We start from the raw sequence: 17,288 nt of genomic DNA, 5'->3' as shown, positions 1-17,288 counted from the left end.
GTTGGGCTAAATTTCTACACCAATGTTAGTGTGCCCATCCTCTACAGCAAGATGGCGCAAGGCTTTAACATTGTCTTTATCAATGCGATTCAAGGCCGAGACAAAGTCAATTAACTCACTTAGCACCCCAACCTCGTATTCCATTAATGGGTGTTGGTTTACATCTTTGGCTTGATAAGGTTGCTCGTCCAGCTCAAACTGATACTCAATCAATCGTGCTACTGTACCTTGAGCAATCTTGCATACGTTGACGTACTCTTGCTCATCCTTACTTTGAATCCCATGCAAAAGCGTTAGCAGCGCGGTTGCCGCATCGATAGCTGGATATACACCAAAGACATCAAAATCAGACACTTCTGGCACATTCGGCTCAACTTTCTCGACTAACTTCTCGATACTAATCTTACTTTTTGGTAAAAGAATTTTTTCCCAACATAAAGCGAGTACATTTTTGAGTACTGCGGGATCTCCAAATTCAAGTGCATCACTGAATAGCGAGTAGTTAGGAAGCATACGTTCCATTAAGGCTGCCGCTAACGCAGCTTTTTGCACCGTATTCAACTCACGAATACGCTGAAAGTTATTGGGCTTGTTCATGTTTTTCTTTCATGCAGGACCAACACAGATCAAAGCTTGCAGGGTTCCACTGCTGACAATGGTGGCATTGCCACTTCTGCGCGGATGTTTTCGATTGTCGATATTCTAACAAGATTTGTTGGGCGGCGGACAGTTTTATATCGTACACCCACACAGCAACGCCAGCCTCAATGAAAGGGATCTCTCCCAAGGCCCCTTGCAGAGCCTCGCCGGTCAAACGACTTTCTATACCAGCATGTTGTAGGCGACCTTTAATGATATTGGCCTCGACGCCGTGTTCAGCGTCGAAGACCTTAACCCACTTGAAATCCACTACGAATCGCTTTGCAGCTGCTTCTGGGCGTAGTCAAATTTCAGTTTGTATTCCATCATTTTCTCTTGTGCTTGCTCTAGCTCATCTTTGAGTTCGATGTGCTCAGAACGTAAGCTATCAAAAGCTTGGCGAGCTTGTCGTGAATCATTATCAATACGTGAACGCAAGCTCTCATTACGCTCTCGCTCATCGCGATGGCGGTTGGTCAGCTCTTGAATTTGCTTCTTCAGCTCTTCAATTTCTTGCTCTTCTTGCTCACAACGAACTTTATGTTGCTCAAGCTCTTCAGCAAGCGATTGCTTCTGTTGATCCAGCTCTTCGGTTTGCGACTGCTTCTCAGCTAAGCCCTGCTCTAATTCCTCTAACCGCGCTTGCCACTGTTGCTGCTGCTGTTCAAATTGAGCTTGTTGCTGTTGCGCTTGTTCTTGCAGAGCTTGCTCATGCTGCTCGCTTTGCGCTTGCATTTGCTCCTTTAACTCATCAATGGTGCCCAGCTGTGCCGTAAGTTGCTCGATTTTCTGCTGCGACTGCTCAATTTGCTGAGCCATATCGCCGCTACTCGCATCTTGGCGCTCTAAACGCTCGATGAGTTGTTGGTTTTCTTCCTTATGTTGAGCAACCGCAGCTTGCTCCTCACTGAGCTGTTCACGTAGCTGCTCACCTAGTTGCTGTAAGCGCTCAACAGTAAGCTGGTGATTTTCACCTTGCTGCTCTGTTTCATTCAGCTTTTCAGACAGCTCCGAGAGTTGCTGATTCTGACGGCTAACAAGCTGTTCGTAGTGAGCCAGTTGCTCTGCAACAGCTTCATTTTCTTTTTGTAGATCAGTGAGCTGTTGTTCGAGCTGCTCGTTACCTTGCTGTTGCGAAGACACTTCTTGCAGTTTTTCTTGCCACGCCATATTGCTTTGACGTTGGCTCTCAAGCGCCTGCTTCAACGATTGGTTGTCTTGCTCCAACCGTGTTTTTTCCTCTCGCAACGCTGTTACGGCATCCAGTAACTCTTGGCGCTCACTTTGCGAATTGTAATTATCGCTCTCAAGCTCCGTTAAACGATGCTTCAATGCCGCCAGTTCATGTTGTTTTTGCTTAAGTTGAACATGCTCATCGGCATACTGCGCATTTTCTTGCTGCGCCTCTAGTAACTGACGATTCTGTTTGGCATAGCGCTCTTTAATAGCACTGAGTTCGTTACGCAACTCGTCTAGCTCTGCACTATCTCCACCACGACCCAGCTGCGCTGCAACGAGAGCGATGCTCAGCTGCTGACTTAATTGCGCGGCAAGTTGGTTTACTTGTTGATCACTGGATGAAGCCGCCAAGGCTTGATTTAACTGCTCTGGCTCAACATTGAACAAATCAGCACAACGTTGTGCGAAGTCACTTGCTAATTTATCCGTTACTTCATTGTGATGGTATTCACCACTGTTGATAGCCATCTCTCCCCCTTTGCATCAACGTGCGGCACCGTATCACCGACACGAGCCCTCTACGCATACGCATATTCTTGATTAATCTTGTCTTTTGCCTTAGCTTTTGAATTGGCGAGCGGCAAATTGTTAACATTAAGCCCGTTATTTGTAAAAATGTCTAGCCCATAGTTAACATTCCCTAATTATACACATAAAAATTGGAAAAAATGATGACATTAACCACCCCTGCACTGCTTTTTCCAGCGATTTCTCTTCTCCTGTTAGCCTATACCAATCGTTTTCTCGTACTGGCACAACTGATCCGCGAACTTAATGCCCGCGAAGGCGAGCAAATCCGGCCCTTCGTGATTGAGCAAATATTAAACTTAAAGAGGCGAATTCGACTTATCCGCAGTATGCAATTTTGGGGGGTGGCGTCGTTCTTACTGTGTACCCTAGCGATGTTTGCGTTATTTGTTGAGTTTACCCCTCTAGGCACGGCCTTATTTGGCATAAGCTTAGTGGCACTCATGGTCTCTTTGCTCACCTCTCTTTACGAAATACATATTTCCTGTGATGCGATTGCCATTGAATTAGAAAGCATAGGAAAACATTCTCACTCACCAGAGAAATAAAACTCACCTATACTCAGGTTACATTGACCTGAAATGGTGGAACCCAGTGTGAGTGAGTATCTTTTTTCCGAAGTCGATGACGCAGAAACACAAACAACAGAAACTAGTTTACCGCCTTGGCGTGTACTTGTTGTTGATGACGACCAAGATATTCACCATGTCACTCGGTTAGTGCTTTCTAACTTTGAGTTCGAGCATCGCTATGTAGAATTAACACACGTCTATTCAGCACAAGAAGCTATCGAATTACTGGAACAAGATAGCACTTTCGCTGTTGCGCTAGTCGATGTGGTTATGGAAACCAATCACGCCGGATTGATGCTCATAAAGCATATTCGCGAGCAAATTGATAACCATGATATCCGTCTTATTTTACGCACTGGGCAACCAGGAGAAGCTCCCGAAGAGTCGATTATCCGCGACTACGACATTAACGATTACAAAAATAAAACTGAGCTTACCGCTATAAAACTCAAAACGTTGGTTTATTCGGCGCTGCGCGGATATCGCGATATTCAATTAATTAACCGCCAGAAACAAGGGTTAGAACGCATCATCAACGCCTCTACGGTGTTTCTCAAGTGCGACAGCATCCACCAATTTGCGTCCGTTGTGCTCAATAACATTTCCCATATACTGGGCTTAGAAGATGCCGAGCTATACTGTGCTGCGGTGACCTACAGCAGCAACCAAGAAGATACTGAGTTTAAATTGCTCGCGGCTTCAGGACACCCTCCCGAGTCAGACATTAGTAAACTGCCACACAATGTGCGCCAAGATTTCCACAGTGCTCACCAGCGCAAACGTTCAATAAAAAATGATAGTAACTATGTCGGTTACTTCCCAGGTCAAAATGGCATGGAGACCATGCTATATGTAGATCGCGGCGCCCACTTGAATACTCATGAACACCAATTACTAGAGTTTTTCGCCAATAACGTGGCGCTGGCTTACAACAACTTAAAATTACGGGAAACGGTAAGAGAGTCGCAAAAAGAGCTGTCGTATATTCTCGGTGAAGCCGTGGAAAAACGCTCGAAAGAGACCGGTTCTCATGTAAAAAGGGTGGCTAATTACAGTTATCTATTGGCAACACTTTATGGCTTAAGTGATTATCAAGCTGAAGTACTTAAACTGGCATCGCCGTTACATGATATTGGCAAAATAAGCATCCCGGATCATATTTTAAATAAGCCCGGAAAGCTCAATGATCAAGAATGGGAAATAATGCAACAACATGCACAAGTGGGTTACGAAATACTCCACAGATCCAGTAACGAAATTTTACAATGTGGTGCAATAATCGCTGGCCAACACCATGAAAAATGGGATGGCTTTGGATACCCTAAAGGCCTTGCCAAAGAGGCCATTCACATTGTTGGCAGAATTACGGCTCTGGCAGACGTATTTGACGCATTAGGGAGCGAACGCTGTTATAAAAAGGCTTGGCCTATGGAGGATATAATAGACTTTATAGAACAACAAAAAGGGCATCATTTCGACCCGACTTTAGTCGAATTAATGATCAAAAATATTGATGAATTCATTGCTATAAAAAACCGCTACCCTGACTAATGATTATTATTAATTAACCCCACGATGAACTTGAAAAATTTGTTACAAAAGACATCTTTTTATTTCAGGTACAATGTACTAGTATTGAGGAGGATTAACCCCAATCCATACACCTAATAACTTACTTAAAAGGAATTAAAAGTGAGATTCGAACAACTTAAACAATTCCTCGCCCTTGGCTCTTTGCGCCATTTTCGCCAAGCGGCAGAAAAAACCAACATTAGTACCTCCGCATTAACACGAAGCATTCAAACTTTGGAAGAGGAAGTTGGTCATCAACTAGTATCACGCTCTACACGCTCAGTCATATTAACGAAGGAAGGCGAAGTTTTTTTACGTTTTTGCCAAAATACCCTGGATGAATATGCACGTACCAAACAATTACTCGACAAACTCAGTGGCAAAAGTGAAAACCGTGTTGTAATTGGCTATACCAGCTCAGCAAGCTCCATTGTGCCCATGTCTTGCGGTCAGTTTATGGCACAGCACCCTGAAGTGAAAATCGAGATGCAGCTACAAGATCAGCAAGAGCTACATTCTCGCCTGAAACGAGGCGAAATTGATATTTTTGTCAGTGAAGAAAACGCCTGCCTCGGTGGGAGCGATATCCATCTACCGGATCAGCTCGTACTCTTTGCAAGTCGCAACCACCCTTTAGCACACAAAGCCAGCGTCACCTTACATGACCTTGATGCCTACCCACTGTTTGGTTGTTTTTCGCAAAGCCAACATGTGCAAAGCATGATAAAAGAGGCTGCCGACGTACTGCGCAAGGGCAATGGCCTGCGTTTAGGTAGCCTAGAAGAGGTGATTAACGCGGTGACCAACGGGCAAAGCATTGCCATTGGCGGCATTGAACATACAAATGCCATCAACAACCACGATGACCTTATATGCCTACAAGCCAGTGATGAAGCGCACTCGCGTTTAATCGTCAAAACCCAAGAGCAATTGGAGCAACAACAGCACATTATTCAACTATTAGATGTGATTGAACAAGTTGCCAGCGCTCGGCACTTGAGTGCTTAACTCTTCGCAGCCTCTAAGTAAACACCTACCTACTCGCTCAAACTTGGGCGAGTATTACTACTACTCCTAAGTGGCAAGCCATTAAAAAAATAGCAGCTAAGACTAGGCGGGCGAGGCTTATCTATCAATGTGCCCACATTTACACCAATAAACAGTAGTGCTTTGTCATTTCGAGGGTATACTAAGCCACCTTTTAACTTGAATTTCCTCATGTGAATCAAGAACCATTATTTGCACAGATCATCGATGATGTGCATCAGCACGGTTATGCTGTGATTGAACAGGCATTACCGAGCTCTTTAACCAGCCAGCTCCTGAATACAGCGCAACAACAATACGATGCCTTTTCACCGGCTGGAATTGGCCGCCGCCAAGAGTTTCAACATAACGAGCAAATAAGAAAAGACAAAACTTTGTGGTTTAGCGGACACTCACAAGCAGAGCAAGACTACATAGCTTTAATGGAAGCATTGCGCCTGCACATTAACCGACACTTTTTCCTTGGCCTGTTCGATTATGAATGCCACTTTGCCCACTATCAGCCTGGGGACTTCTATAAAAAGCATTACGATGCTTTTAAGGGGCGCTCGAACCGTGTATTTACTACGGTTTGCTACCTAAACACCCCTGATGAGGGAGGCGAGTTAGTGATCTATCAACCGCGCTCCAAATTAGTTGCCCGGCGCGTAGCTCCCCGCTGTGGCACACTGGTTGTGTTTGAAAGTGAGCTATTTATGCATGAGGTATTGCCAGCAAAGCAGTCGCGCTTCTCTATCGCTGGCTGGTTTCGCAAGAATAATTCTGTCGCCGGCTTTGTTGACCCGCCGAATTAAAGCAAGCTAACGGCAATACCAATAAAAATGGCTAGGCCGACATAGTGGTTATTCAAAAATGCATTGAAACACGCGGCTCGCTCTCGGTGGCGACATAAGTATAGCTGTCGCACCAACAACATAGTCGCAATGCTGAGACCAAGCCAAAATGGCCAAAATAGTTGCATATCCAAGCCGATATAGGCCAACAGTGCAATAAAGGTGGCATCCAATAAAGCCACCGCCAGAAGGTCGTAACGACCAAATAAAATAGCGGTAGATTTGATACCTATTTTAACATCATCATCCCTATCCACCATCGCATATAAGGTGTCATACGCTACAGTCCACACTACATTGGCGAAAAACAGTAACCATGCATATATCGGCAGCGCTTCGATAGTGGCCATGTAAGCCATTGGAATTGCCCAGCTAAACGCAGCTCCTAACACCACTTGGGGTAAATGGGTATAACGTTTCATAAAGGGATAACACGCAGCCAAGGCAAGCGCCCCAAATGACAGTAATATCGTCTGCCAGTTAAGTAATAGCACTAACGCAAAAGCCATAACCACCAGCAAAGCGAATAAGCTCAGCGCCTCACCGGCACTCACGGTTCCTGCTGCCAGAGGGCGCTGTTGAGTGCGCTGCACCGCACCATCAACATTACGATCAGCAAAGTCATTGATCACGCACCCTGCGCTACGCATAACGAACACCCCCAAGGCAAAAATTACCGCGAGACTCACCGGCGGCCAATCTGCACCAGCAAGCCACAAAGCCCAAAAAGTGGGCCACAGCAGTAGCAAGGTGCCGATAGGCTTATCAATACGCATCAATTGCTTATAGTAAGGCCAATGCATCGCCTTAAGTGGTGCTAGTTTCATAGGTAAGGATAGGCTCCGGGTAAAAATATCTCGCACACCATTATTTGTTGGTTCGTTAAATTGAAGCAACTACGGCGTCCCCATAGCGGCCCACCAGGCAGCTTTAACGAGTGTGTAAGCTCAGCCAGACTCTGATTGTGAGCGAAATCAGCCACCTCCATACCTACTCGTTGGATTTGCGGGTCTTGGAAAATCACTTCGCCCAATGGATTATTGCCCAAATGGGCTAAATCAACCCCTTGCTGCGACTGCTGTTCAGGAAGCCAAGTTTGCGCATAGACCATAGGTTCATTATCGCAAAACAGCAACACTTCACGCACACGCACATTCGTACCGGGGGGCTTGAAAATAGCGTGGTCGCAAAAGCGACTGGCTACCACTTTTTCACTTAGAACTTCCACCGCAAATTGTTGGCACTGTGACTTTAAACGCTTCGTTAGCGAGCCAGACTCCAGTAGCCAATCGGCTAGTGTGTCAGTCACCTTAGCGTGCTCGATGCTTATCCACTGCGCGCGAAGAGGTATAGGGTGTGCAGGCAAAACATACTACCTTGATTCGACTATTGCTTCGATCATACCACTGCTACACTAATGGCAAAAGCTCTCACAGAGCACAGTAACCCCTTTACTAATAAATCTGGACGATAAATCGCTAAGCGCGCTAAAATATGGATAACTTGATGAAAACTAGCACACTAATTATTATGCCTCGAGCGCTCAAACTATTACTTGTCAGTGCCTTTACTCTGCTCATGTTCAGCCCCGCAAAGGCGGCGGGAGATGTTGGTTATTATGGCTTTGAGCCTGATATCGTTGCGAACTACATTAGCCAATCAAGTAAGAAGCTCGGCTATGTGCGAGTGACTGTCGATCTGATGTTAGAAGATGTTGGCAATATTTCAGTGGTTGAACATCACATGCCACTGCTGCGTGACGCCATTGTTGAAATCTTATCGCAAGAGCCAGAGGATAAAATCAAAAGTTTAACGGGCCGCGAAGAGATAAGACAGAAATGCATCGAACGGCTTAAAACCTTACTAAAGCAGGAAACCGGTAAAGATATTATTCGCGATGTACTGTTTACCAAATACCTTTATCACTAACATCACGAGTAATAAAAAAGCGGCTTAAGCCGCTTTTTTATTACTTCCAAAGGCCATCACCAGCGCTAACACGATACCGCTGACTAAACCGCCTAAATGCGCCCAGTTGGCCATAGGCATAAAGAAAGTATCGGTAAAACCAAAAACTAGCCACAGTAGCAGAAAACCAATCATCGCCTTGGTCATCATCGGTTTAGTTTTCGCTAGCAAAGGATAAATCCAACAAAACCCTACCTGCGCATACACAACACCTGAGAGACCACCGAAATTAGGGCCGACCATAGTATATTGCGCCCACGCGCTGGCCAAAGAGCCAAGTAAAAATACACTCAATAAAGTGAGTTTCGATGTCTGGCGTTCGATAGCGGGCCCTAACGTCAACCACCACAGCACATTAAATATCAAATGAATTGCAGAGAAATGAACGACTGCTGGCGTTATCCAAGAGAGCGGCTGCGATGCTTTAAACTGTAACAGTGGGAATATATGGCTAAACTGGCCCAATAAAAACAGCGCATAGATAATCACACTGATAATACTGACGCTTTTAACCAATAAACTTAGCCCGTTGAAGCGTTGCCACAAATTAAGCTTATTGCCGCTGTAAACCAAGCCTGAATCGGTGCGCCCGCTTTGCCATGCGGCATCACTGTATCGCGGATGATTCGGCTCTGTTTTAAACTCATTCCATAACGGCTGAACAGCATGAAAATGCTCCGGATCAACAGCAATAATTACATGCCCCTGCTGTGCAGGTTTGAGCTCGCCATGCAGCCCTTGAGTACTCAGGTAATCAATAAACCCTTGAGCAGCACGCACGTTATTAGTGCTCCCTAGTTCAATCATTTTTCAACCGACTGTGGAAATTGCTTCGCCCAGGCGTCAAAGCCGCCATCCATACTGTATACGTCATCAAACCCTTGCTCAGCTAGGTAACCAGCAGCGCCTTGCGAGCTAATACCGTGGTAACACACAATAATAATAGGTTGCTCATACTCCTTATGCAGCATGAACTCACCGATATTACTATTACTCAAATGCTCGGAACCAGGAATATGGCCGCTTGCGAAACTGTTCGGGTCACGTATATCAGCAATAACGACATTATCGTCGTTTAGTAATTCATGTGTCTGCGACACCGAGATATGTTTAAAAGCCATGGGACTCCAAATTTACTAAACACTGAAAAGGCGGCTTAGCCGCCTTCATAGGCTACTTACTGCCAATCGAGGATAACTTTACCCGACTGCCCCGACAACATCGTGTCGAAACCTTGCTGAAAGTCATCGATATTGAATTGATGAGTGATCACTGGGGAAATATCAAGACCTGACTGAATCAAGCTGGCCATTTTGTACCAGGTTTCAAACATCTCACGGCCATAAATACCCTTAATTACCAAGCCTTTGAAAATAACTTGGTTCCAGTCTACAGCCATATCTGAGGGCGGAATACCCAGCATGGCTATCTTGCCGCCATGGTTCATGTTATCAAGCATAGAGTTGAATGCCACCGGCACCCCTGACATCTCTAAGCCAACATCAAAGCCCTCTGTCATCCCCAACTCTGTCATCACGTCTTCGAGCTTTTCTTCACTGACGTTAACGGCCCGTGTGGCGCCCATCTTACGGGCCAAATCAAGGCGGTACTCGTTGATGTCGGTGATCACCACATTGCGTGCGCCAACGTGCTTAGCTACAGCTGCAGCCATAATACCAATAGGGCCTGCGCCGGTGATCAATACATCTTCACCGACCAAATCGAACGACAAAGCAGTGTGTACAGCGTTGCCAAACGGGTCAAAAATAGAGGCCAGCTCATCGGAGATATTATCGGGGATCTTAAAGGCATTGAACGCCGGAATAACCAAGTATTCTGCAAAGCTGCCTTCACGGTTAACGCCCACACCTGTGGTATTACGACACAAATGTACACGCCCGGCACGACAATTACGGCAATGACCACAGGTAATATGACCTTCACCAGAAACCCGGTCGCCGACTTCAAAGCCGCGTACTTCCTGGCCCATATCGACAACCTCACCGACATACTCATGACCTACCACCATAGGCACCGGAATGGTGTTTTGCGCCCACTCATCCCAGTTGTATATATGCACATCGGTGCCGCAAATAGCGGTTTTACGAATTTTAATCAATAAATCGTTGTGGCCCACTTCCGGTTTTGGCGCATCAGTCATCCAAATCCCGGTTTCAGCCTTTAATTTTGATAATGCTTTCATCACTGCGCTCCTAAATTACGCCCAACTCTTTGCCGATACGAATAAAGGCATCAATGGCTTTGTCGAGTTGCGCTTTGCTGTGTGCAGCAGAGATTTGGGTACGAATACGCGCCTGCCCTTTTGGCACCACTGGGAATGAGAACCCGGTGACATAAATGCCTTCAGCCAGTAGTTTATCGGCCATTTGCCCAGCGAGCTTGGCATCTCCTAGCATCACCGGAATAATGGCATGATCTTTACCAGCACAAGTGAAACCCGCCGCTTCCATTTGCTCACGGAAGTAAGCCGCATTGGACCATAAAGTATCGCGCAACTCTTTGCCATCAGCCAGCATATCCAGCACTTTTATTGACGCAGTCACAATGGATGGTGCCAGCGAGTTCGAGAATAAATAAGGACGTGAGCGTTGGCGTAGCCACTCGACGATTTCTTTCTTACCTGAGGTATAACCGCCTGATGCGCCGCCTAAGGCTTTACCTAAGGTGCCAGTGATAATATCGACACGGTCTAACACGCCACAGTACTCAGGCGTACCACGGCCATTTTCACCAACAAAGCCTACAGCATGAGAGTCATCGACCATAACGAGGGCATCGTACTTATCAGCCAAATCACACAGCGCTTCAAGGTTACAAATCACGCCATCCATCGAGAACACGCCGTCAGTGGCGATCAGCTTGGTTTTAGCGCCTGCTTCATCAGCGGCAATCAGTTGCTGCTCAAGGTCGGCCATATCATTGTTGGCATAGCGGAAACGCTTTGCTTTACATAGACGCACACCGTCGATAATTGAGGCATGGTTTAGGGCATCGGAAATAATGGCGTCTTCAGGGCCAAGAATAGTCTCAAAAAGACCCGCATTAGCGTCAAAACAAGAAGAGTAAAGAATGGTGTCTTCGGTTTGTAAAAAGTCACTGATTTTGCTTTCAAGGGTTTTATGAATGTCTTGCGTACCACAGATAAAACGCACGGAAGCAACACCGAAACCATGGTCGTTCAAGCCTTGTTGCGCTGCTTTAATAAGCTCTGGATGATTCGCTAAACCAAGGTAGTTATTGGCACAAAAGTTAATCACTTTATCGCCGCTGGCAACGTCAATTTCAGCCTGTTGCTGCGAGGTAATAATGCGCTCGCTTTTGTATAGGCCATCGGCTTTGACTTGCTCGATTTGCGCTTGCAGTTGAGTATAAAACGCAGAGGCTCTCATAGATTTCTCCAATACTTGAACGGGGGACCCATGCTACGTCAAAGACGTGGGTAGGTTCGCTTGTTAAACAAAGTTAGGGGTATTGTAAAAGGTTACACGTACAATTGCATTGTTTGTACACGCGGTTGGACCACAGCACAGCGTGGTAACCCATCCCGGATGTAAAGATTCCCTCACAGCAGTGCAGGCACATCAGCGAGCGCGTCGCAGGTGTAATCGGCATCACTTTGCGCCTTTTGGTCAAACTTTTGGCCGCTACGCACCAACACTTTAGTGCCAATGCCACAGCGCTGTGCAGCTTGGATATCGCCATGTTTGTCACCGACCATGACACAGTGCTCGGGGTCGAGGTTAAACGCAGCAATGCCGCGTTGCAACATGCCCGGTTCAGGCTTACGACAGCCACACTGCTGGCGGTAGTCGCCTATCCCCTTAGTGGGGTGATGAGGACAGTAATACACCTCATCAATGCGCACATCGTGCTGTAAAAACTGCTCTTTCATCCAGGTAGTAAGTTCAGCAAATTGTTGTTCGCTGTAATAGCCACGGGCAATACCCGATTGATTCGTGACAATTATCAGTCGATAGCCACGCTGTTGAAAACTGCGACAGGCGGCAAATACGCCATCAATAAATTCAAAGTCTTCGGGTTTGTGGACATAGGCATGGTCGACATTAATAACGCCATCGCGGTCTAAAAAAACGGCTTTATTACTCATAACCGATGCTCATGTACAACTTTATCAAACATTGCAGTCACCGCTTCAACGCTAATGCGATGCATTAGCTCACCTTTGACCCGCGTGCCCCAGGGCAGCTGCTCTGCGGGTTTACCATATTGATCTTTAACTGCGTCAAAATAGCTTTCCACTACGTACTGCTGCGACAGATAGGGGCCAGTGCGTTTCGGGTTTGAGTGCGCATATAAGCCAATAACGGGTGTGCCTTGGGTCGTTGCCATATGCGCCGGACCGGTATCGGGAGCCAGTACCACAGTGGCCAAAGCCAACACGCAGGTCAGCTCTTTAAGCGAAGTTTGCCCCACCAAATTCTTCACCTCAAAATCGCATTGGCTGATAATATCAGCGGCTAAAGCGCGCTCCATGTCGGTCGGGCCGCCGGTGAGTGCTACCTTGAAACCTTTACTCGCCGCATACTTGGCAACAGCAGCATAACGCTCGGGTAGCCAATTACGCTCCGCTTTACTTGCCGCAGGGCTGATCACCAATAACGGATCGCCATTGTCGCCCACCAACTCAACTGCTTTGGCTTTATCTGCCCCGCTCAACGGCAACTGCCAGTGCGGGGTAAAATCTTGCACCCCTAATTGCTCGGCAAATTGCATAAAGCCTTCGAGCACATGAGGTTCACTCTTAGCGTCGATGCGTTTATTAATAAATAGGCTGTGCAGCTCTTTTGAGCGTGCTTTATCAAAACCGATTTTCACCTTAGCTGGAATACAACGGCTAACCAAGCCCGCCCTAAAAGCCACCTGCATGTTCAGTAACACGTCAAAGCGCTGGCCTTTGAAGCGTTGCTTTAAAGCTTTCAAGGCCGCCCGTCCCTGCTTTTTATCAAACACCACCAACTCGACCCCAGGTAACCCTTGCAATAGCATGGCCTCAACCTTGCCAATCACCCAGGTAATTTTGGCATTGGGGTGCACTTTCTGAATAGCCTGCACGGCACTGACGGCATGACACACATCGCCAATCGCAGACAAACGAAGGATACAAATAGATTGCACGGACTCTAATGGCACGCGGTATTTCCTAGTAGCAATAAATCTTGGCAAATGGTAAAGCAACCCCAGCGCAATGCAAGCGTGAAGCGGTTTAACCTGACTCCAAAAGCAGCTACACTAGCGCCATTATTTTGTTTGCCTTGTAACACTCATGCATACTCGCCCACTTTCTTCCAAGCACACGCTATTAACGTACAAATACCCAGCGCAATCTGTGCAGGAAAATTGGTTCGAGCCAGCGTTTTGGTTGCGGCAAAATAAGGTCTATGCACAAAAAAGTGGCCGAGCAACCACCTATTTTTTCGAACATCAGGGTTTACGGGCAGTGCTTCGCCACTACTGGCGCGGCGGATTAATTGGTCAGGTGCTGAGCGATCAATATCTCTATACCGGACTCGCTAACACCCGAGTGTATAAAGAGTTTGCCCTCACCTGCCAGCTCCATGAGCAAGGCCTGCCTGTGGTGGAGCCCATTGCCGCGTTTGTTCGCCGCAGCGGCTTAATTTACCGAGGCGATATTATCACCCGGGCACTACCAGGGGCGCAAAGTTTGTGTGAAAAGCTAGTTGCCGCGCCCCTAGAAGATACACTGATAAGCCATATCGGCACCACCTTGGCTCGCTTCCATCAAGCCGGGGTGTATCATGCCGATTTAAATATTAATAATATTTTGTTTGGCGCTGACAACCAGGCCCATGTTATCGATTTTGATCGTGGCGAGCTGCGCATTCCCAAGCAACAATGGCAGCAGCAGAATATCGCCCGCTTACAACGTAGTTTCGCTAAAGAAGCCGCTCGACAGCCCAGTTTTCATTGGCAAGAACACCATTGGCAACGCTTAGAGCAAGCTTACCTCGATACCCTAAACGCTCTATAACGCCAACAACTCTTGAAATTGCTTGGCAATGAAATCTTGGCTATGCAATTGCGCACGCCCCTGCAAAGCGTTTTGTATGCTTGCCCACTGCTGTTCATCATTGAGCAGTGCTACCGCTTGTGCAGTCAGCGTGTTACGGTTTAACGGCGCAGCATGCACTAACCCCTGTGCAGAGCACATTGCTAGGCGCTTAGGCTGATCTTTAGAAACGGGCGCGGCAACACAAGGGAGCTGCAAAGCAATCGCTTGTAATAAAGCATCGCCGGCACTCAGCAGACCCATTTTGGCATTAGCCAGTAAAGCAATAAACTCAGCATTACTCAAGCCACCGACAACATGCACCAAGGGGTCGTTCGATACTGGCAAAGCGTCAGGGTAATTAGCCCCAAATACGACCACGGTCGGGATATTTAAGCGCTCACTTAACTCTTGTGCAGCCTTATAAAACACATCGGCACAGACCCCTTGCTCACTCAGGTGCCCGCCTGAGCCGGCGTTAACAACAACGTATTGGCCCGCTTGAACCCCTCTATCGGCCATTGCTTGTCGCGTTGATTGAGCATCAGGGAGCGCAAAGTAAGGGCCTATGTTGATTGGCTCAACTAAGTTGAAACAGCGAATTTTAAGGCGCTCCAACCAACTTAGTGGTTCGATGCAAAAGTCTGGCTGCACCACCCAGTGCTTATCAATACAATCAACGCGATTTAGCTTGAGCCCTTTGGCGCGCTTTTTAGCGTGCTGAGAAATAAACACAACCTGAGCTCCCGCTGCACGGGCACTGCGCATCTGCGAGGCTCTTCCAGCACAATCAAAAATCACGACATCAGGCTTATAATCTTGGATTAACGCACACACACGCGTATTTTCTTTTGTCGGCGACTGCGCCAGTAAGGTGGTATTGAAGGGACAGGTACTGGCGTACTTGGTGTGCTGATTAAGAGCAAAATGCACATCAATAGCATCCGCGTAGCGCTGCTTTAAACTCAGGGCTAGGGTTAGAGAACGTATATATTCGCCGATACCTTCAGTGGATGAGACCGGAATGAATAGCAGCCGTTTTACACTTGTTGGTGCTATTGGGCTAATGCGCTCGGAATGTTCCATTTACTCCACATTCTGGCTTGCGTTAATCGCCTCATTATATAGGGGGTTGATGTAGTTTTCGATACCCTCACGGTCGCTGTATTGAATATTTAATAAATTATCAAAGCGTATTTCAACTGCTGCAAACTCACTATTAGCTTGGTAGACTACCCGCTCGTTTTGTATTAGGGACTAATAACGTGCGCTTCTCTACTTCTTCATTATGCACTTTTTTGTGTTTAGTTAGTTCTTCAGTTTTTGCTGAGCCTTGGGTTAAGCCTGATGATTATGGTCTTCGTGCAGATATCCAACGCCTTGCCGATGCCGGTGTAATCTCAGCCCCGGTAACCACATTTCCACTTATGTGGAATAGCTTTATCGACGAGTTGCGCGCGGCACCGGTTGCATCATTAAGTGCTGAGCTTCAAGATGCGGCACTGCGCGTGCGTCACCGCTTTGAATCCGAAAATGGCCAACCTCACAACTTTCAAGTGCATAGCTTTAAAGCCACCGATCCCCGTGCAGTCACCAGTTTTGGGATGAGCCACTCTCAGCAAACAGAAATGCTTGCAAGTTACAGCTACTTGGGAGAGAACTTTGCGGCAAAACTAGCAGTTAATCACCGCGAAGACGGACGTAATTGTTATGTCAAAGATAAAGGCCAAGCGGATATCGTGGCCAATGAGCAAGCACTCGAGCAATGTGATGACACGACTTTGGATCACAGTTATATCGCTTATCGTTTAGGAAACTGGATATTTCGTGCCGGTGCGGTTGAGCAGTTTTGGGGGCCGGGTATTGATAACAGCTTGATTATGTCCACCAACGCCAAGCCGCTACCAGCGATTAGTGTGAGCCGTGAAAAGGCCACCGCGTTTGAGACGCCGTGGCTAAGTTGGATTGGTCCTTGGTCATTTACCGCACAGATGGCGCAACTTGAGTCAACACGGGTCGAACCTGATGCGATGCTATGGAGCACCCGCGTTAATTTCCGCCCGCTACAACAACTTGAAGTCGCTTTATCGTGGTCAGCGCAATGGGCAGGTGAAGGCCAGCCAAGCTCCTTAGGAGACTTTGTTGATATGATCTTAGGTAAAACCGAATGTGCAAATGGCGCTCACAGCTGTACCTCTGAGCAGGAGACCAAACTCGGTAACCAACTTGCGGGGCTCGATGTACGTTGGTCAGACACGCTTTTTTCTCAGCCTTATGCCTTGTATGTCAGCACAATTGGAGAAGATGCAAGCAGTTACTTTAAACCGGCAGACAGAGCCTATGTCTTTGGCGCCCAAACCAGCGCATATGCATTCGCGCAAAACCTGACTTTTAACCTGGAATATATCGATACTGGCGTCAGCTGTGCCGCCGAAGCACCGGATATTGAAAACTGCTATTATGAGCACTCAATTTATCTATCCGGCTATCGTTATCAGGGACGGACTATTGGCTCGGCTTACGATAACGACACGCAATCTTGGGTATTTACTGTTTTAGGCCAACAAAGTAATGGTCATGACTGGCAAGTCAAGTTGCGCCAAATCGACTTTAACAGTGACGACAGCGATCGCTACCCCAACAACCCTGACCTTGGTCATAGCATTACCAAAACACCGATTGATAGCCAGCAGCTGGAAGCTCGCTATCGCTTTTTAGCTATGAAAGGACGTTTCACTGTGGGTGGCGTTGTTGCTAACAATGATACCGTTGAGGGCTCAGAAACAGACACCAGCGCATACCTAAAGTTTGAATACAACTTTTAAACCTGACTCATCAAAA

At 47.0% G+C, this 17,288-nt stretch carries 19 protein-coding genes; 7 read left to right on the top strand and 12 right to left on the bottom strand.

Going from position 1 to position 17,288, the window contains the following annotated elements; all coding sequences use genetic code 11:
• Positions 1-6 precede the first annotated feature (6 nt).
• From FIU82_RS02980 to FIU82_RS02970, 3 genes are read right to left on the bottom strand one after another with little or no spacing between them, the layout of a single operon-like run.
• Positions 7-597, bottom strand: a complete 591-nt coding sequence (locus tag FIU82_RS02980; protein WP_152440308.1) for a YjaG family protein — start codon at positions 595-597, stop codon at positions 7-9.
• Positions 581-910, bottom strand: coding sequence for a DUF2007 domain-containing protein (locus FIU82_RS02975; protein WP_152440307.1), 330 nt, complete (start codon positions 908-910; stop codon positions 581-583). Before FIU82_RS02975 ends, FIU82_RS02980 begins: the two co-directional genes overlap by 17 nt.
• Positions 910-2,346: a hypothetical protein gene (locus tag FIU82_RS02970; RefSeq protein ID WP_152440306.1), complete on the bottom strand. Its 1,437-nt coding sequence runs from the start codon at positions 2,344-2,346 to the stop codon at positions 910-912. The genes FIU82_RS02975 and FIU82_RS02970 overlap by 1 nt, the downstream gene beginning before the upstream one ends.
• A 203-nt stretch (positions 2,347-2,549) precedes the next feature.
• Between FIU82_RS02970 and FIU82_RS02965 the strand changes: the two genes are divergently transcribed.
• The 4 genes from FIU82_RS02965 to FIU82_RS02950 all read left to right on the top strand — a co-directional run bounded on the left by FIU82_RS02965 (position 2,550) and on the right by FIU82_RS02950 (position 6,391).
• Positions 2,550-2,954, top strand: a complete 405-nt coding sequence (locus FIU82_RS02965) for a DUF2721 domain-containing protein (RefSeq protein ID WP_152441450.1) — start codon at positions 2,550-2,552, stop codon at positions 2,952-2,954.
• 48 nt (positions 2,955-3,002) lie between these two features.
• Positions 3,003-4,529, top strand: coding sequence for a DUF3369 domain-containing protein (locus tag FIU82_RS02960; RefSeq protein WP_152440305.1), 1,527 nt, complete (start codon positions 3,003-3,005; stop codon positions 4,527-4,529).
• A 141-nt stretch (positions 4,530-4,670) separates the two neighbouring features.
• Positions 4,671-5,558, top strand: coding sequence for a LysR family transcriptional regulator (locus FIU82_RS02955; protein ID WP_022946479.1), 888 nt, complete (start codon positions 4,671-4,673; stop codon positions 5,556-5,558).
• Positions 5,559-5,770: 212 nt separating this feature from the next.
• Complete coding sequence (locus tag FIU82_RS02950; protein WP_152440304.1) at positions 5,771-6,391, top strand: 2OG-Fe(II) oxygenase; 621 nt, start codon at positions 5,771-5,773, stop codon at positions 6,389-6,391.
• Here the strand turns inward: FIU82_RS02950 and ubiA are convergent.
• Both ubiA and FIU82_RS02940 read right to left on the bottom strand, forming a co-directional pair.
• Complete coding sequence (gene ubiA, locus FIU82_RS02945; protein ID WP_152440303.1) at positions 6,388-7,257, bottom strand: 4-hydroxybenzoate octaprenyltransferase; 870 nt, start codon at positions 7,255-7,257, stop codon at positions 6,388-6,390. The genes FIU82_RS02950 and ubiA overlap by 4 nt on opposite strands.
• Positions 7,254-7,796, bottom strand: coding sequence for a chorismate lyase (locus FIU82_RS02940; protein WP_022946482.1), 543 nt, complete (start codon positions 7,794-7,796; stop codon positions 7,254-7,256). The genes ubiA and FIU82_RS02940 overlap by 4 nt, the downstream gene beginning before the upstream one ends.
• A gap of 212 nt (positions 7,797-8,008) precedes the next feature.
• Here FIU82_RS02940 and FIU82_RS02935 point away from each other — a divergent pair, with 212 nt between their 5' ends.
• A complete protein-coding gene (locus FIU82_RS02935) occupies positions 8,009-8,359 on the top strand; it encodes a flagellar basal body-associated protein FliL (RefSeq protein ID WP_231658170.1) in 351 nt (116 codons plus the stop codon).
• A gap of 24 nt (positions 8,360-8,383) precedes the next feature.
• Here FIU82_RS02935 and glpG read toward each other — a convergent pair whose 3' ends face one another.
• The 6 genes from glpG to FIU82_RS02905 all read right to left on the bottom strand — a co-directional run bounded on the left by glpG (position 8,384) and on the right by FIU82_RS02905 (position 13,570).
• The gene (glpG, locus tag FIU82_RS02930; RefSeq protein ID WP_022946484.1) at positions 8,384-9,205 is read right to left on the bottom strand and encodes a rhomboid family intramembrane serine protease GlpG; all 822 of its coding nucleotides are present in this window, start codon (positions 9,203-9,205) and stop codon (positions 8,384-8,386) included.
• Positions 9,202-9,519 carry a thiosulfate sulfurtransferase GlpE gene (gene glpE, locus FIU82_RS02925; protein ID WP_022946485.1) on the bottom strand — a complete coding sequence of 106 codons (318 nt, stop codon included), beginning with the start codon at positions 9,517-9,519 and terminating at the stop codon, positions 9,202-9,204. The genes glpG and glpE overlap by 4 nt, the downstream gene beginning before the upstream one ends.
• A gap of 56 nt (positions 9,520-9,575) precedes the next feature.
• Positions 9,576-10,601 (bottom strand): L-threonine 3-dehydrogenase, encoded by a 1,026-nt coding sequence (gene tdh, locus FIU82_RS02920; protein WP_022946486.1) that lies wholly within the window; start codon positions 10,599-10,601, stop codon positions 9,576-9,578.
• Positions 10,602-10,611: 10 nt separating this feature from the next.
• Positions 10,612-11,808, bottom strand: coding sequence for a glycine C-acetyltransferase (locus FIU82_RS02915; protein WP_022946487.1), 1,197 nt, complete (start codon positions 11,806-11,808; stop codon positions 10,612-10,614).
• A 173-nt stretch (positions 11,809-11,981) separates the two neighbouring features.
• Positions 11,982-12,527 carry a D-glycero-beta-D-manno-heptose 1,7-bisphosphate 7-phosphatase gene (gene gmhB, locus FIU82_RS02910; protein WP_152440302.1) on the bottom strand — a complete coding sequence of 182 codons (546 nt, stop codon included), beginning with the start codon at positions 12,525-12,527 and terminating at the stop codon, positions 11,982-11,984.
• Complete coding sequence (locus tag FIU82_RS02905; RefSeq protein ID WP_152440301.1) at positions 12,524-13,570, bottom strand: glycosyltransferase family 9 protein; 1,047 nt, start codon at positions 13,568-13,570, stop codon at positions 12,524-12,526. The genes gmhB and FIU82_RS02905 overlap by 4 nt, the downstream gene beginning before the upstream one ends.
• Before the next feature lie 133 nt (positions 13,571-13,703).
• Here FIU82_RS02905 and FIU82_RS02900 point away from each other — a divergent pair, with 133 nt between their 5' ends.
• Positions 13,704-14,429: a 3-deoxy-D-manno-octulosonic acid kinase gene (locus FIU82_RS02900; RefSeq protein ID WP_152440300.1), complete on the top strand. Its 726-nt coding sequence runs from the start codon at positions 13,704-13,706 to the stop codon at positions 14,427-14,429.
• Here FIU82_RS02900 and FIU82_RS02895 read toward each other — a convergent pair.
• A complete protein-coding gene (locus tag FIU82_RS02895; protein WP_152440299.1) occupies positions 14,424-15,533 on the bottom strand; it encodes a glycosyltransferase in 1,110 nt (369 codons plus the stop codon). The two genes, FIU82_RS02900 and FIU82_RS02895, sit on opposite strands and share 6 nt — an antisense overlap.
• A gap of 212 nt (positions 15,534-15,745) precedes the next feature.
• Between FIU82_RS02895 and FIU82_RS02890 the strand changes: the two genes are divergently transcribed.
• A complete protein-coding gene (locus FIU82_RS02890; RefSeq protein ID WP_253946337.1) occupies positions 15,746-17,272 on the top strand; it encodes a capsule assembly Wzi family protein in 1,527 nt (508 codons plus the stop codon).
• The last annotated feature ends 16 nt before the right edge of the window (positions 17,273-17,288 follow it).

This window comes from Pseudoalteromonas sp. THAF3, from assembly GCF_009363775.1.
Lineage (GTDB): Bacteria > Pseudomonadota > Gammaproteobacteria > Enterobacterales > Alteromonadaceae > Pseudoalteromonas > Pseudoalteromonas ruthenica.
Note: the sequence above shows the minus strand (reverse complement) of the source record. Positions and strands in the feature narration are given on the sequence as shown.

What these genes read in the sequence shown, in the direction of transcription:
- FIU82_RS02980 (WP_152440308.1), bottom strand. Translation starts at nt 597, where the DNA reads ATGAACAAGCCCAATAACTTTCAGCGTATTCGTGAGTTGAATACGGTG.
- FIU82_RS02970 (WP_152440306.1), bottom strand. Translation starts at nt 2,346, where the DNA reads ATGGCTATCAACAGTGGTGAATACCATCACAATGAAGTAACGGATAAA.
- FIU82_RS02965 (WP_152441450.1), top strand. Translation starts at nt 2,550, where the DNA reads ATGACATTAACCACCCCTGCACTGCTTTTTCCAGCGATTTCTCTTCTC.
- ubiA (WP_152440303.1), bottom strand. Translation starts at nt 7,257, where the DNA reads ATGAAACTAGCACCACTTAAGGCGATGCATTGGCCTTACTATAAGCAA.
- FIU82_RS02935 (WP_231658170.1), top strand. Translation starts at nt 8,009, where the DNA reads ATGTTCAGCCCCGCAAAGGCGGCGGGAGATGTTGGTTATTATGGCTTT.
- glpG (WP_022946484.1), bottom strand. Translation starts at nt 9,205, where the DNA reads ATGATTGAACTAGGGAGCACTAATAACGTGCGTGCTGCTCAAGGGTTT.
- glpE (WP_022946485.1), bottom strand. Translation starts at nt 9,519, where the DNA reads ATGGCTTTTAAACATATCTCGGTGTCGCAGACACATGAATTACTAAAC.
- tdh (WP_022946486.1), bottom strand. Translation starts at nt 10,601, where the DNA reads ATGAAAGCATTATCAAAATTAAAGGCTGAAACCGGGATTTGGATGACT.
- FIU82_RS02915 (WP_022946487.1), bottom strand. Translation starts at nt 11,808, where the DNA reads ATGAGAGCCTCTGCGTTTTATACTCAACTGCAAGCGCAAATCGAGCAA.
- gmhB (WP_152440302.1), bottom strand. Translation starts at nt 12,527, where the DNA reads ATGAGTAATAAAGCCGTTTTTTTAGACCGCGATGGCGTTATTAATGTC.
- FIU82_RS02900 (WP_152440300.1), top strand. Translation starts at nt 13,704, where the DNA reads ATGCATACTCGCCCACTTTCTTCCAAGCACACGCTATTAACGTACAAA.
- FIU82_RS02895 (WP_152440299.1), bottom strand. Translation starts at nt 15,533, where the DNA reads ATGGAACATTCCGAGCGCATTAGCCCAATAGCACCAACAAGTGTAAAA.